Here is a 15090-nt window from a genome sequence, read left to right on the forward strand (position 1 = left end):
CGCCATGTCACCCCAGATCGTCGTCGCCGGAGCCGTCATCGCCGAATCGGCGGCCGGGCGAACAGTGCTGATCGCGCAGCGGCTCCGCCCGCCGGAGTTGGCCGGTCGCTGGGAACTGCCCGGCGGCAAGGTGATGGCCGGTGAGAGTGAATCCGCCGCGTTGGCCCGCGAACTCGGCGAAGAGCTGGGCCTGGACGCCGGGGCGATCACGGTGGGGGAGCGCCTCGGTGCCGATGTGGTGCTGAACCCGGAGATGACCCTGCGCGCCTACCTGGTCAGCCTGACGAGCGGCGAGCCTCATCCCCATGACCATCAGGCGCTCCGCTGGGTGACGGCTGTGCAACTGGCCGACGTTGACTGGGTACCTGCTGATCGAGCTTGGCTGCCGGAGCTGGCTCAGGCACTCTGGTGAAAAGGCTCTGTTAAATCTTCCCGACGGATTGGGTCGTTGGGCGATATATCCCGCTACGCTGGTGTTTCGGGCCTGATATGGCGTGCGGCGGTGGCTCCGGCCTACGTGAAATCCGTCGGAGCGCGCCGACCCGCCGAAGGAGAATCGGAAATGACACGCGCAGCGCGACCGCCCACCACCGGGTTCCTACGGCGGTCCCGGCTTCCCCTCGCCTCCGCCGGCCCGGGGGCCGACTCCGGCGAGCCTCGCCGAACCACCGGGGTCGGTGGTCCCCTCGAAGAACTGCTGGAACGTAGCGGCCGGTTCTTCACCCGGGGACAGGTCTCACCGGACCTGCGCACCGTCACCCACCGGGGTGGGCGCGAGGCCGACATCTTCTACCGGGATCGCTGGAGCCACGACAAGGTGGTCCGGTCCACTCACGGGGTGAACTGCACCGGGTCCTGTTCCTGGAAGATCTTCGTCAAGGACGGCATCATCACCTGGGAGAACCAGGCCACCGACTATCCCTCGGTGGGCCCGGACCGTCCCGAGTACGAGCCGCGGGGCTGCCCGCGCGGCGCCTCGTTCTCCTGGTACTCCTACTCGCCGACCCGGGTGCGTTACCCCTACGCGCGCGGGGCACTGGTCGAGATGTTCCGGGAGGCCAAGGCGCGCCTGGGCGACCCGGTGCTGGCCTGGGCGGACATCCAGGCCGACCCCGAGCGTCGCCGGCGCTACCAGCAGGCCCGCGGCATGGGCGGGCTGGTTCGGGTGACCTGGGCCGAAGCCACCGAGATGATCGCCGCCGCCCACGTGCACACCATCAAGGCCTACGGCCCGGACCGGGTCGCGGGGTTCTCCCCGATTCCGGCGATGTCGATGGTGTCGTTCGCCGCAGGTTCCCGATTCATCCAGATGCTCGGCGGGGTGATGACGTCGTTCTACGACTGGTACGCCGATCTGCCGGTTGCCTCGCCCCAGGTGTTCGGCGACCAGACCGACGTCCCGGAGTCCGGGGACTGGTGGGACGCCGCCTATCTGATGATGTGGGGCTCCAACGTCCCGATCACCCGAACGCCCGACGCGCACTGGATGGCCGAGGTGCGGTACCGCGGCACCAAGGTGGTCACCGTCAGCCCGGACTACGCCGACAACACCAAGTTCGCCGACGAGTGGATGCCGTGTGCGGCCGGCACCGACGGCGCACTGGCGATGGCGATGGGCCACGTCATCCTCACCGAGTGCTACGTCAAGCAGGAGGTGCCGTTCTTCACCGACTACGTGCGCCGCTACACCGACCTGCCGTTCCTGATCAAGCTGGAGGAGCGCGACGGCCGCCTGATTCCGGGAAAGAACCTGACCGCAGCCGACCTGGGCGGAGATCTGGCGGACACCGAGAACTCGGCGTTCAAGCCGGCCCTGCTCGATGAGGTCACCGACAGTGTTGTTGTGCCGCACGGCTCGCTGGGCTTCCGCTGGGGCGACGAGGGCATGGGCAAGTGGAACCTGGACCTCGGTGACGTGCGGCCGGCGTTGAGCGTCCAGAACCCGAAATTCCGCAACGGCGATCAGCCTGCGGCACTGGTCTCGCTGCCCGGCTTCGATGCCGTGACCGGCCATGGCACCGTCGTCGAACGCGGGGTGCCGGTGCGTCAGGTCGGTGAGCACCTGGTCTGCACCGTGTTCGACCTGATGCTGGCCAACTACTCGGTGCGCCGGCCCTGGCTGCCCGGCGAATGGCCGACCGGTTATGACGACGGCACGCAGGTCAACACCCCGGCGTGGCAGGAGTCCATCACCGGGGTGTCGGCAGCGCAGGCGATCCGGATCGCGCGTGAATTCGCCCGCAACGCAGAAGAATCCGGCGGCCGGTCGATGATCATCATGGGCAGCGGCATCTGCCAGTGGTTCCACGGCGACGCCACCTACCGGGCGGTGCTCGCGCTGCTGATGCTCACCGGCTCGATGGGCCGCAACGGCGGCGGCTGGGCGCACTACGTCGGACAGGAGAAGGTGCGCCCGCTGACCGGGTGGGCCACGATGGCCGCGGGCAGCGACTGGACGCGGCCGGCGCGACAGGTGCCGGGCACCTCCTACTGGTATGCCCACACCGACCAATGGCGCTACGACGCCTACGGGGCGGAGAAGCTGACCACGCCGCTCGGGCGCGGCCGATTCGACGGCCGACACACCATGGACATCCTGGCGTCGGCCACCGCGATGGGCTGGAGCCCGTTCTATCCGCAGTTCGACCGCTCCAGCCTGGAGGTGGCCGATGAGGCCGAGGCCGCCGGCCGTGATGCGGGGGAGTACGTCGCCGAGCAACTCGCCGCCGGCGATTTGAAGCTGTCGGTCACCGATCCGGACAACCCGGTGAACTGGCCGCGTGTGCTCACGGTGTGGCGGGCCAACCTCATCGGCGCGTCCGGCAAGGGCGGGGAGTACTTCCTCAAGCACTTGCTGGGCACCGACGCCAGCGTGATCGGCGAGCCGCCCGCCGGCGGGGTGAAACCGGCCGATGTGCGCTGGGACCGCGACATTCCCGAGGGCAAGCTCGATCTGCTCATGTCGATCGACTTCCGGATGACCTCGACCACGCTGATGTCCGATGTCGTGCTGCCGGCGGCCACCTGGTATGAGAAGGCCGACCTGTCGTCGACCGACATGCACCCCTACGTGCATTCGTTCAGCGCGGCGATCGACCCACCCTGGGAGACCCGCAGCGACTTTGACGCTTTCGGCGCGATCGCCCGGACGTTCAGCACCCTGGCGGCCAAGCACCTGGGCGTCCGCAACGACGTCGTGCTCACCGCGATGCAGCACGACACCGCGGATGCGATGGCCTACCCCGACGGCACCGAGCGCGACTGGCTGCGCAGCGGCGAGACGCCGATTCCCGGCAAGACCATGCCCAAAGTCACTGTGGTGGAGCGTGATTACGCCGCTATCGGTGACAAATGGCAGACACTGGGCCCACTGGTGGACACCCTGGGGCTGACCACCAAGGGCTACACGGTGTTTCCGCACGAAGAGGTCGAGGACCTGGCCGCCAGATTCGGGGTGATGAAGTCCGGCGCCGGGACCGGTCGCCCCGCGCTCACCACCGCGACACGGATGGCCGACACCGTGCTGGCGTTGTCGGGCACCACCAATGGCCGGATCGCCACGGAGGGCTTCCGGGAACTGGAGAAGCGCACCGGCCAGCGACTGGCGCACCTGTCCGAGGGCAGCGAGGAGAAGCGGATCACCTACGCCGACACCCAGGCGCGGCCGGTGCCGGTGGTCACCAGCCCGGAATGGTCCGGCAGTGAGACCGGAGGACGGCGCTACGCCCCGTTCACGATCAACATCGAATGCCTCAAACCGTTCCACACCCTGACCGGCCGGATGCACTTCTACACCGCGCACGATTGGATCGAGGAGCTCGGCGAACATCTGCCGGTCTACCGTCCGCCGCTGGACATGGCGAGGCTGTTCGATGCCCCCGAACTCGGCGAGACCGGGGACGGCATCGGGATCACCGTGCGCTACCTGACCCCGCATTCGAAGTGGTCGTTCCACTCCACCTACCAAGACAATCTGTACATGCTGTCGCTGTCGCGCGGCGGCCCCACCATGTGGATGAGCCCGGGCGATGCCGCGAAAATCGGTGTCAAGGACAACGATTGGATCGAAGCCGTCAACGTCAACGGCGTGTTCGTGGGTCGCGCGATCGTGAGCCAGCGGATGCCGGACGGGGTGGTGTTCGTCTACCACGTGCAGGAACGCACCGTGGACACCCCGCGGGCCGAGACCAACAACAAGCGTGGCGGCACCCACAACTCGTTGACCCGGATCCGGGTCAAGCCCAGCCACTTGGCCGGTGGCTACGGCCAACACGCGTTCGCGTTCAACTACCTGGGGCCGACCGGCAATCAGCGCGACGAGGTGACGGTGGTGCGGCGCCGCAGCCAGGACGTGAGGTACTGAAGTCATGAAAGTAATGGCGCAGATGGCCATGGTGATGAACCTGGACAAATGCATTGGGTGCCATACCTGTTCGGTGACATGCAAGCAGGCCTGGACCAACCGCGAGGGTACCGAGTACGTCTGGTTCAACAATGTCGAAACCCGCCCCGGCGGCGGGTATCCGCGGACCTACGAAGACCAGAGCCGCTGGAAGGGCGGTTGGACGCTGGACAAGCGGGGCCGGTTGCGCCTGCTGGCCGGCGGCCGGTTCCACAAGCTGCTCAACATCTTCGCCAATCCCAACCTGCCGGGCCTGAAGGACTACTACGAGCCGTGGACCTACGACTACGAGAACCTCACCACCGCGCCGCTGGGGGACACCATCCCGGTTGCGGCACCGAAGAGTTCGATCACCGGCGAGCCGATGAAGATCGAGTGGGGACCCAACTGGGACGACAACCTCGCCGGGGCGCCGGAGACCCTGGTCAACGACCCGATCCTGGCGAAGGTCAGCGATCAGGTCAAAACCGAGCTCGAAGAAACGTTCATGTTCTACCTGCCGCGGATCTGCGAGCACTGCCTGAATCCGTCGTGCGTGGCGTCGTGCCCGACCGGGGCCATCTACAAGCGCGAAGAAGACGGCATCGTGCTGGTCGACCAGGACCGCTGTCGCGGCTGGCGGCTGTGCGTGTCGGGATGCCCGTACAAGAAGGTGTACTTCAACCACAAGACCGGCAAGGCCGAGAAGTGCCACTTCTGTTACCCCCGTATCGAAGTCGGCCTGCCGACGATCTGTTCGGAGACCTGCGTCGGCCGGCTGCGCTATATCGGCCTGGTGCTCTACGACGCCGACAAGGTGCTCGAAGCGGCTTCGGTCGACAAGGACACCGACCTGTATGAGGCGCAGTGCGGGGTGTTCCTGGACCCGACCGACCCGCAGGTGATCGCGGGCGCGCGCGCCGAGGGGATCTCCGATGCCTGGATCGAGGCGGCGCAACGGTCGCCGATCTACGCGCTGATCAACACCTACAAGGTGGCGTTGCCGCTGCACCCGGAGTACCGGACCATGCCGATGGTCTGGTACATCCCGCCGCTGTCTCCGGTCGTCGACGCCGTCAGCCGCGACGGGCACGACGGCGAAGATCTGGGCAACCTGTTCGGGGCGCTGTCCGCGTTGCGTATTCCGATGGCCTACCTCGCCGAACTGTTCACCGCCGGTGACACCGGAGTGGTCGAGGGCGTGCTGCGCCGGCTGGCGGCGATGCGCTCCTACATGCGTGACATCAGCCTGGGGCGCGAGACCCAGCCGCACATACCCGACTCGGTCGGAATGACCGAGGAACAGATGTACAACATGTACCGGCTGCTCGCGATCGCGAAATACGAAGAGCGCTATGTGATTCCCACCGCCTACAGCCAACAGGCGCACGATCTCGAACACCTGGGATGTTCGATCACCGGGGGACCTGAGGCGTACGAGGAGGATCCGTTCGTCGGTGCCGATGACGTGGCGAAGTCGTCGTTCCATCTGGTCGAAAACGGGCACGCGCAGCGGCCGCGGGGCCGGACCAACCTGCTCAACTGGGGTGGCGGCGAGCGGGCCGTGCCGGAGATGTTCCCGGAGCACCAGTGAAACGATTCATACATTCCCTGCGACGCCAGGCCGGCGGACCCGCCGACCGGGCGGTGTGGCAGGCGGCGTCTCTGCTGCTTTCCTATCCCGATGACCAACTGCCTCAGCGGCTCGACACCGTCGAGGCGCTGCTCGCCTATGCCGAGGAACCGGCAGCGAATCTGTTGCGGCGCACGGTCACCGCACTGCGTGCTGCGGACCCGATGGTGGCCGCGGTCGACTACGTCGAAACCTTCGACATGCGCCGGCGCTCGACGATGTTTCTGACCTACTGGACCGGTGGGGACACCCGCAACCGCGGGATGCAGATGCTGGCCTTTGCCACCGCCTACCGCGAGGCCGGGGCCCAGCCGCCGGTGGGCGAGGCGCCCGACCACCTGCCGGTGGTTCTGGAGTTCGCCGCGACGGTGGCTCCGCAGGCCGGCCGCCAGCTGCTGCTGGCGCACCGCGCACCGCTGGACATCCTGCACCGTGCGTTGAGCGACGCCGGGTCGCCGTATGCCTTCGCGGTGGCCGCGGTCTGCGCGACACTCCCAGCGGTAACCGATCAGGAGGTGCAACAGGTGAGTCAGCTGATGGCATCTGGGCCGCCGGCGGAAGCCGTTGGGCTGCAACCGTTCACGGCGGCAGTCCCGCTCGGGATGCCCAAGGTTCCGACCCGATGACGGACGTCACCCTCACCAGCCCCGCGGAGCTGTGGTGGGATATCGTGCCCTACTTCGTGCTGGCGATCGCGGGCGTCGCCACTTGGTGGCGGTACAAGTACGACAAGTTCGGTTGGACCACGCGCTCGTCGCAGCTGTATGAGTCCAAGCTGCTGCGGATCGGCAGCCCGATGTTCCACTTCGGCAGCTTCGTGGTGATCGCAGGACACATCATGGGACTGGTCGTCCCGGAGTCGTGGACCGAAGCGCTGGGGATGAGCGACCGGCTCTATCACCTGCAGGCGCTGATCCTGGGTCTGCCCGCCGGCATCGCCACCCTGATCGGTGTCGGGCTGCTGATCTACCGGCGCCGCACCGAGCGCTCGGTGTTCAAGGCCACCAGCGTCAGCGACAAGCTGATGTACGCGGTGCTGGTGTGTGCGCTGGTGGTCGGGATGAGCTGCACCCTGATGGGCACCACCGCCTACGGCGAGGCGCACGACTACCGGCAGACGGTCTCGGTCTGGTTCCGGTCGATCTTCACGCTCGATCCACGGGGCGATTTGATGCTGCAAGCGCCGCTGTATTTCCAGGTTCACGTCATGATTGCGTTGACTTTGTTCGCGCTGTGGCCGTTCACTCGTCTGGTGCACGCTTTCAGCGCGCCGATCGGGTATCTGTTTCGGCCGTACATCGTCTACCGCAGCCGCGACGTCGCAAGGAGGAATCAGCCGATGGGTTCACGACCGCAACGGAGGGGCTGGTGAGAATCCGCGCGGCGCTGCTCGGCGCGCTTGGCTGTGTCTGCTTCGCCGCGCCCGCTCATGCCGATCCCTCGGAAACCGACACCAATTTCCTGGTGTCGTTGCGGGCGGCGGGCATCACCTACAACAACGCCGACCAGGCCATCATCACCGCGAAAATGGTGTGCGGGTTCATCGCCGAGGGCCAACCCAGCCCGCAGGTACTCGAGGGCCTCAAGGCCCGCAATCCGGGCCTGACGACCGAGCACGGAACCCAGTTCGTGGGGATCGCCGCCCAGGTGTACTGCCCCGACCAGCTGGTGCGCAACGGCACCTAGGAGCAACCATGCAGGTCGTGATTCCCGAGTGGATGAAGCCGATCTATGACAACTTTCACTACGCGCCGGCCGTCATCGTCGGAGATCAGCTGCGCTGCTCGGGCATGATCGGCATCCGGCCCGACCTGTCCGTGCCGGCAGACCCGACGGAGCAGATCACCCTGGCCTTCGAAAATCTGCGCGGCCTGCTCGGCGAGGTGGGGCTCACCTTCGCCGATGTCACGGAGATGACCACCTACCACGTCGGTCTGAGCGCTCAGATCGACAACTTCGTGGCGGTCAAGGACACCTTTGTGGCCGCGCCGTACCCCGCGTGGACAGCCGTCGGGATCTCCGAACTGGCCATCCCGGGGGCGGTGGTTGAAATCCGGATCACCGCACAGCTGAGCTGAGCTGCGCGCGACGGCGGGGGTCGGCATAAAGTTACAGACGTGCCACTGCCTGACGAGGTCTATTCCCGGCTGCTTGCTTTCCGCACGCGGCTGAGGCGCTTTGAGCGGTGGAGTGCCGACCAGGCGCAAGCGGCCGGACTCACCCCTGCACAGCACCAGTTGTTGTTGGCGATCCGGGGTCACGGTGACTCGCGGGGGCCGACGGTCGGCGACATCGCGGAATACCTGCTGCTGCGCCATCACAGTGCCGGAGAGCTGATTCAGCGGGCCGAAGCCGCCGGTCTGGTCACTCGGGTCCGCGACAGCGGCGACCAGCGGGTGATCCGGCTGCAGCTCACCGAAACGGCGGCGCAGTGTCTGCAATCGCTGACCGAACTGCACGTCAAGGAGCTCGAGAGGTTCTCCGCGGAGTCCCCCCTCGGGCTGTGACATGGCTTTCATGTTTTCGCGATTGACAGGGTGCGCTGGCAGAATCGCCCGGTGAACTTTCGTAACGTCGCCATCGTCGCGCACGTAGACCACGGCAAGACGACTCTGGTCGACGCCATGCTCCGCCAGTCCGGCGCCCTCTCGCACCGCGGTGATGACGACAAAGAGCGCATCATGGACTCCGGTGACCTGGAGCGGGAAAAGGGCATCACGATCCTGGCCAAGAACACGGCCGTGCATCGCCACAACCCTGACGGCACCGTCACCGTCATCAACGTGATCGACACCCCGGGTCACGCCGACTTCGGCGGCGAGGTGGAGCGCGGGCTGTCGATGGTCGACGGCGTGGTTCTGCTGGTCGACGCATCCGAGGGGCCGCTGCCGCAGACCCGTTTCGTGCTGCGCAAGGCGCTGGCCGCTCATCTGCCGGTGATCCTGGTGGTCAACAAGACCGACCGGCCCGACGCCCGCATTGCCGAGGTGGTCGACGCCAGCCACGACCTGCTGCTTGACGTGGCCAGCGATCTCGACGACGAGGCGCAGGCCGCCGCGGAACACGCCCTCGGTCTGCCGACGCTGTACGCATCCGGCCGGGCCGGGGTGGCGAGCACCACCGCGCCCGCCGACGGCCAGATTCCGGACTTGGACAACCCCGAAGCCAACCTGGACCCGCTGTTCGACGTGCTGCTCAAGCACGTCCCGCCGCCGTCGGGCGACCCGGAAGCACCGCTGCAGGCGCTGGTCACCAACCTCGACGCCTCGCCCTTCCTGGGCCGGCTCGCCCTGATCCGGGTCTACAACGGCCGCATCCGCAAGGGCCAGCAGGTCGCCTGGATGCGTGAGGTCGACGGCGAGCCGGTGACCACCACCGTGAAGATCACCGAGCTGCTGGTCACCGAGGGGGTCGAACGCACCCCGACGGAGGAAGCGGCGGCTGGGGATATCGTGGCGGTCGCCGGGATCGGCGACATCATGATCGGTGACACCCTGGCCGATCTGGCCGTTCCGGTCGCGCTGCCGCGCATCACCGTCGACGAACCGGCGATCTCGGTAACGATCGGCACCAACTCCTCGCCACTGGCGGGCAAGGTCTCCGGCCACAAGTTGACCGCGCGGATGGTCAAGTCGCGTCTGGACACCGAGCTGATCGGCAACGTGTCGATCCGGGTGGTCGACATCGGCCGTCCGGACGCCTGGGAGGTGCAGGGCCGTGGCGAGCTGGCGCTGGCCATCCTCGTCGAGCAGATGCGCCGGGAGGGCTTCGAGCTGACCGTCGGCAAGCCGCAGGTGGTGACGCGCAAGGTCGACGGCAAGGTGCACGAGCCGTTCGAGCACCTCACCGTCGACTGCCCTGAGGAGTACGTCGGCGCCATCACCCAGCTGGCGGCGGCACGCAAGGGCCGGATGACCGAGATGGCCAACCACACCACCGGGTGGGTGCGGATGGAGTTCATCATCCCCAGCCGCGGTCTGATCGGGTGGCGCACCGACTTTCTCACCGAAACCCGCGGCACCGGTATCGCCAATGCGGTGTTCGAGGGCTACCAGCCGTGGGCCGGCGAGATCCGCGCCCGGCACACCGGGTCGCTGGTGAGCGACCGGGCCGGGTCCATCACACCGTTCGCGCTGATCCAGTTGGCCGACCGTGGGCAGTTCTTCGTCGAGCCGGGTCAGGACACGTACCAGGGCATGGTGGTGGGGATCAATCCTCGAGCCGAGGACCTCGACATCAATGTCACCAAGGAGAAGAAGCTGACCAACATGCGGTCGTCGACGGCCGACGTGATGGAGACCCTGGCCCGTCCGATCGAGCTCGATCTGGAGCAGGCGATGGAGTTCTGCGCGGCAGACGAGTGCGTCGAGGTCACCCCCGAGGTGGTCCGGGTCCGCAAGGTCGAACTGGACTCGACGCTGCGGGCACGCAGCCGCTCCCGGGCCAAGAACCTCTAGGTTTGGGCGCGGTTTTGCGCGCTGCTCGACGGTCTTCGCGTCAGAATCGCCGCCCGGATACCCTGGTGGCCGTGCCGAAACCAGCCCGCCGCGTCCATGTCACGGTGGGGGCACTGGTTTCGGCGACGATGCTGGTACTGACGCAGGCGACCTCGGCGTGCACGGTGAATCCGCCGCCGGCGCCGCAGAGTACGGAGACGCCGAAGAGTTCGGCGCCGCCGCCCCAGCGGATCAGCCAGATCATTATGGGCATAGATTCCATCGGCGCCGGCTTCAACCCCCACCTGCGCTCGGACCTGTCGCCAGTCACCGCGGCGATCAGCGCGCTGGTGCTGCCCAGCGCGTTTCGGCCGATCCCAGACTCCAGCACGCCCACCGGGTCGCGGTGGGAGATGGACCCGACCCTGCTGGTGTCGGCCAAGGTGACCGCCGAAGCGCCGTTCACGGTGACCTACCGGATCCGCCCCGAGGCGTCCTGGACCGACAACGCGCCGATCGCCGCCGACGATTTCTGGTACCTGTGGCAGCAGATGGTCAGCCAGCCCGGCGTCGTCGATCCGGCGGGATATGACCTGATCACCGGGGTGCACTCCGTCGAAGGCGGCAAGCAGGTGGTGGTCACCTTCGCCAAGCCGTATCCGGCTTGGCGGGAGCTGTTCAACAACATCGTTCCGGCGCACATCGTCAAGGACGTGCCCGGTGGTTTCCCGGCGGGCCTGGCTCGGGCGCTGCCGGTCACCGGTGGCCAATTCCGGGTGGAGAACATCGACCCGCAGCGCGACGCGATCCTGCTCGCCCGCAACGACCGCTACTGGGGCCCGCCGGCAAAGCCGGATCTGGTCCTGTTCCGCCGCGCCGGCTCAGCGGCGGCGCTGGCGGACTCCATCCGCAACGGTGATACCCAGGTGGCTCAGGTGCACGGCGGCTCGGCGGCGTTCGCTCAGCTGTCGGTGATCCCCGGCGTGCAGACCACTCGGGTGGTCACGCCGCGAATCATGCAACTCGCGCTGCGGGCTGCGGACCCCAAGTTGGCCGATGTGCGCGTCCGCCGGGCCATTCTGGGACTGCTCGACGTCGGCCTGCTGGCCACGGTGGGGGCCGGCAGCGACAACACCGTCACCTTGGATCAGGCCCAGATCCGGACGCCCAGCGATCCCGGCTACGTGCCAACCGCACCGCCGGCGATGTCCGAATCGGCGGCGCTGGCACTGCTGCTGGCGGCCGGCTACCGGGTCGAGAAGGATGCGCCTCCGTCCGCATTGGTCCCACCTGCCGGCTCCGCCACCGGTGTGCCGCATCCGCCGGAGATCACCCGGGGGCGGATCAGCAAGGGTGGGGAACAGCTGTCGCTGGTCATCGGGGTGGCGGCCAACGACCCGACCTCCCTGGCGGTGGCCAACACCGCCGCGGACCAGCTGCGCAACGTCGGCATCGCCGCCACCGTGCTTGCACTGGACCCGGTGAAGCTCTACCGGGAGGCGCTGGTCACCCAGCAGGTCGATGCAATCGTCGGCTGGCAGCAGGCCGGCGGGGATCTCGCGACGCTGCTGGCGTCGCGCTACGGCTGCGGGGCACTGGCCCCCACGACCGTGCCTACCTCGGGCAGCCCGGTGCCGACGCCCTCGACGACTCCGGCCCCGCAGTCCCCAGCGCCGGCACCGGCCAAGCCGACTTCGAAGGTTCCACCGCGCTCCGCCGCGCCAGGGGCGCTGGTACAGGCTCCGTCGAACATCACTGGTGTCTGCGACCATGCCATCCAGGCCGAGATCGACGCGGCCCTCGAGGGCAGTAAATCCATCGGCGACGTGATCGCCTCCGTCGAACCACGGCTGTGGAATATGGCGACGGTGCTGCCGATCCTGCAGGACACCACGATCGTGGCCGTGGGCCCCAGCGTGGCCAATGTCAGCCTGACCGGGGCTGTCCCGGTGGGCATCGTGGGCGGGGCCGGAACCTGGCTCAAGCTGCCCTAACGGTGCGACGCAGACGCTAGGCTTGCCCAGGCCGGCGGCGACGGGGGAGAAATCAGGTGGCCGCCAGCTGGAATCGGCGTTAACGAAGTCTTGCGCACAGGCAATTCTTGGATAAGATTAAGCAAACCTGCGCGGGACTCGTCGGAGGGGGATTAGTCCATGGAATACCTCGCTCACCGCTGCGGCACGGTGGCTGCCGCAGCCCTGGGTGTCGGCGGCTTGGTCGCGGTACTGACGTCGATGACCCCGGCCATGCCCGATGTACAGATTCGTGACATCGACCTGGCCGCGGCGAACGTCGACGTGAGCCCGGGCCTCGACGTCATCGAAAATCACGTCCGCCCGGACTTCGTCGGCAATGGTGGTGCCGACGCCCAGGAGATCAACCTGGGTTCTCTGCTCTTCGGGAGCGGCGACGATGCCTTCGGCGTCGGCTCGACGTTCAGCGCGGGCGAGGTGGACGAGACCGTCTTGAACGAGCTGACCGGGGGCAGCTTCGACCCGCAGAACCTGCCGATCGGGGTGCCTTTCACGCCGGATCTGGGTGGGTTGGAGGTCCCGGGCGCCGGAGCGTTCAGCGGCGGAACCAGTCAGGCTGCCAACATCGCCGCGGCCGACGCAGCAGCCGGCTTCAGCCTCATGCTGCAGGCGATCCCGGACGCGAGGGAGGCCATGAACGCCGCCATCGTCGCGATGCAGGCGGATTTCAACAATGCCCTTGTCGAAGCACAGCAGGCCGCCGCCGAGCGCCTGGCCGGCGACAATCCCGAGTTGAACGACGTCGTGAACTGGATCTTCAGCCTCAACAACACGGTGCTGGCGCAGAACGAGGCCGCGTTCAACAACATGTTGGGCATCAGCTTCGACACCCACGACAGCCTGCTCGGGCACTTCGACCCGGCGATCCTCGACACCGACTGGACCACCATGCTCGGGTTCAGTCCAGACGCGTTCAACGACATCGTCAACATGATTCAGGGCGATAACCTTGCTCTGCTTTTGGACGGCATCGACTGGGATGGGTTCTTCGCCGGCCTGTTCTGATCGACGCGAGGTTCGCCGGTCTGTTCACCGCTGTGGCGGTAGGGTTTTGGCGTGTCGGATCCGATTCCACGGTTGCTGTTCGTGCATGCCCACCCCGATGACGAGACCCTGACGACCGGGGCGACGATCGCCCACTACGCCGCCCGCGGCGCCCAGGTGCAAGTGGTGACCTGCACGCTGGGGGAGGAGGGTGAGGTCATCGGCGACCGTTGGGCGCACCTGGCGGTGGCGGGGGCCGACCAACTGGGTGGCTACCGGATCGGTGAGCTGACTGCCGCGCTGCGGGCGCTGGGCGTGGGCGCGCCGCAGTTTCTCGGCGGCGCCGGCCGCTGGCGTGACTCGGGGATGACCGGCACCCCGGCGCGCCGACAGCAGCGGTTCATCGACGCCGACGACGCCGAGACCGTCGGGGCGCTGGCGGACATCATCCGGAAGCTGCGCCCGCACGTGGTTGTCAGCTACGACCCGAACGGTGGGTACGGACACCCCGACCACATACACGCCCATCACGTGACCACCGCGGCGCTGGCCGCCGCGGCACAGGATGCCGATGGCGGCTCCGAACCGGGATGGGTCACGCCGAAGTTCTACTGGACGGTGACCGCAGGCAGCGCCCGGCGAACCGCCCTGGCGGAGCTGCAGGACGCCGATCGGCTGCCGCATTGGACAGTGGCGGCCGACGCGTCGGACGAGCAGGTAGTCGGGGACTTCCCCGACGACCGGATCGATGCGGTGATCGAGGCCGCCCAGGCTCGCGCCGCCAAGGTGGCAGCCATGACCGCCCACGCCACCCAGGTCACCGTCGGGCCGACCGGACGGGCGTTCGCGCTGTCGAACAACGCGGTCCAGCCGATCGTGGACGCCGAGCATTACGTTCTGGTCGCCGGTGACGCCGGTCCGCGTGACGCCCGAGGATGGGAAACTGATCTCCTGGCCGGACTTGAGCTCGGTGACGACGGCCACAAGGTAGGCTCCTGCTGAGCAGTTTCTGTAGAGGCACGGACTTAGGTGGTTTAGGCATGGATCCCGATCTGGACCCGAACTTGGAACACTGGCAGTGGTGGCTCGACAGTTACCAGTGGATGGTCGGTTCGTTGGTCAGTCAGCTGGAGAGCATCCCCACTTGAGCCCCGTCGCGTCGCTCATCGAGCCCGCGATGCCCACTGAAACGCCGGCATTCAACTTCATCGTGTTGGCGCTGCTCGCCCTTGACGGCGCGCTCTGCGCCGTGGCCACCGCGCTACTGTTGCCCGCGCACCTCGGCGCCGTGCCCTTCCCGCTCAGTGCCCTGATCGGGGGCCTGGTCAACGCCGGCCTGGTCTGGGTGGCGCTGCGCTGCGCGTCGTCGCTGCGGTTGGCGGCGCTGCCGCTGTGGGCCTGGTTGCTGACGATCGCGCTGATGACCTTCGGCGGTCCGGGGGACGACCTGATCTTCGCCGACCGCGGCGTGATGGCCTACGGCGTGCTGTTGATGATCGTGCTGGGCAGCGCGCCGCCCGGGTGGGTGCTGTGGCGGCGCCGTCAGGCGCTGGCCGCGGCCTCGACGGCCAGGCAGGCCTGACGGGCCGACGGGCGCGGGGTGCGCGCCGGGCTACCTGAAAG

General features: G+C 67.5%; 13 protein-coding genes. All 13 read left to right on the top strand.

Going from position 1 to position 15090, the window contains the following annotated elements; translation table 11 throughout:
- Positions 1–4: 4 nt before the first annotated feature.
- The 13 genes from ACKY0W_RS05980 to ACKY0W_RS06040 all read left to right on the top strand — a co-directional run bounded on the left by ACKY0W_RS05980 (position 5) and on the right by ACKY0W_RS06040 (position 15049).
- Positions 5–412: a (deoxy)nucleoside triphosphate pyrophosphohydrolase gene (locus ACKY0W_RS05980; RefSeq protein WP_409436793.1), complete on the top strand. Its 408-nt coding sequence runs from the start codon at positions 5–7 to the stop codon at positions 410–412.
- Between the two features lie 150 nt (positions 413–562).
- A complete protein-coding gene (locus tag ACKY0W_RS05985) occupies positions 563–4363 on the top strand; it encodes a nitrate reductase subunit alpha (RefSeq protein WP_409436794.1) in 3801 nt (1266 codons plus the stop codon).
- A gap of 4 nt (positions 4364–4367) precedes the next feature.
- Entirely contained in the window at positions 4368–5975 is a 1608-nt protein-coding gene (gene narH, locus ACKY0W_RS05990; RefSeq protein WP_409436795.1) for a nitrate reductase subunit beta, read from the top strand.
- Positions 5972–6640 carry a nitrate reductase molybdenum cofactor assembly chaperone gene (gene narJ, locus ACKY0W_RS05995; RefSeq protein ID WP_409436796.1) on the top strand — a complete coding sequence of 223 codons (669 nt, stop codon included), beginning with the start codon at positions 5972–5974 and terminating at the stop codon, positions 6638–6640. The genes narH and narJ overlap by 4 nt, the downstream gene beginning before the upstream one ends.
- On the top strand, positions 6637–7386 hold the full coding sequence (gene narI / locus ACKY0W_RS06000; protein WP_409436797.1) for a respiratory nitrate reductase subunit gamma: 750 nt from the start codon (positions 6637–6639) through the stop codon (positions 7384–7386). Before narJ ends, narI begins: the two co-directional genes overlap by 4 nt.
- On the top strand, positions 7383–7700 hold the full coding sequence (locus ACKY0W_RS06005; RefSeq protein WP_409436798.1) for a DUF732 domain-containing protein: 318 nt from the start codon (positions 7383–7385) through the stop codon (positions 7698–7700). The genes narI and ACKY0W_RS06005 overlap by 4 nt, the downstream gene beginning before the upstream one ends.
- An 8-nt stretch (positions 7701–7708) precedes the next feature.
- The gene (locus ACKY0W_RS06010) at positions 7709–8092 is read left to right on the top strand and encodes a RidA family protein (RefSeq protein WP_409436799.1); all 384 of its coding nucleotides are present in this window, start codon (positions 7709–7711) and stop codon (positions 8090–8092) included.
- A 39-nt stretch (positions 8093–8131) separates the two neighbouring features.
- Positions 8132–8521: a MarR family winged helix-turn-helix transcriptional regulator gene (locus ACKY0W_RS06015; RefSeq protein ID WP_125079740.1), complete on the top strand. Its 390-nt coding sequence runs from the start codon at positions 8132–8134 to the stop codon at positions 8519–8521.
- A 51-nt stretch (positions 8522–8572) separates the two neighbouring features.
- Entirely contained in the window at positions 8573–10471 is a 1899-nt protein-coding gene (gene typA, locus ACKY0W_RS06020; protein WP_409436800.1) for a translational GTPase TypA, read from the top strand.
- Positions 10472–10536: 65 nt separating this feature from the next.
- Entirely contained in the window at positions 10537–12444 is a 1908-nt protein-coding gene (locus ACKY0W_RS06025) for an ABC transporter family substrate-binding protein (protein ID WP_409436801.1), read from the top strand.
- A gap of 159 nt (positions 12445–12603) precedes the next feature.
- Positions 12604–13488 (top strand): hypothetical protein, encoded by an 885-nt coding sequence (locus ACKY0W_RS06030; RefSeq protein WP_409436802.1) that lies wholly within the window; start codon positions 12604–12606, stop codon positions 13486–13488.
- Positions 13489–13539: 51 nt separating this feature from the next.
- On the top strand, positions 13540–14469 hold the full coding sequence (mshB, locus tag ACKY0W_RS06035) for an N-acetyl-1-D-myo-inositol-2-amino-2-deoxy-alpha-D-glucopyranoside deacetylase (protein WP_409436803.1): 930 nt from the start codon (positions 13540–13542) through the stop codon (positions 14467–14469).
- A 175-nt stretch (positions 14470–14644) separates the two neighbouring features.
- Positions 14645–15049, top strand: coding sequence for a hypothetical protein (locus tag ACKY0W_RS06040; protein ID WP_409436804.1), 405 nt, complete (start codon positions 14645–14647; stop codon positions 15047–15049).
- Positions 15050–15090 lie beyond the last annotated feature (41 nt).

Origin of the sequence: Mycobacterium sp. SMC-14, from assembly GCF_046250075.1 — a bacterium.
Taxonomy (GTDB): Bacteria; Actinomycetota; Actinomycetes; order Mycobacteriales; family Mycobacteriaceae; genus Mycobacterium.

What these genes read in the sequence shown, in the direction of transcription:
- ACKY0W_RS06040 (WP_409436804.1), top strand. Translation starts at nt 14,645, where the DNA reads ATGCCCACTGAAACGCCGGCATTCAACTTCATCGTGTTGGCGCTGCTC.
- ACKY0W_RS05985 (WP_409436794.1), top strand. Translation starts at nt 563, where the DNA reads ATGACACGCGCAGCGCGACCGCCCACCACCGGGTTCCTACGGCGGTCC.
- ACKY0W_RS06030 (WP_409436802.1), top strand. Translation starts at nt 12,604, where the DNA reads ATGGAATACCTCGCTCACCGCTGCGGCACGGTGGCTGCCGCAGCCCTG.
- narH (WP_409436795.1), top strand. Translation starts at nt 4,368, where the DNA reads ATGAAAGTAATGGCGCAGATGGCCATGGTGATGAACCTGGACAAATGC.
- ACKY0W_RS06010 (WP_409436799.1), top strand. Translation starts at nt 7,709, where the DNA reads ATGCAGGTCGTGATTCCCGAGTGGATGAAGCCGATCTATGACAACTTT.
- narI (WP_409436797.1), top strand. Translation starts at nt 6,637, where the DNA reads ATGACGGACGTCACCCTCACCAGCCCCGCGGAGCTGTGGTGGGATATC.
- ACKY0W_RS05980 (WP_409436793.1), top strand. Translation starts at nt 5, where the DNA reads ATGTCACCCCAGATCGTCGTCGCCGGAGCCGTCATCGCCGAATCGGCG.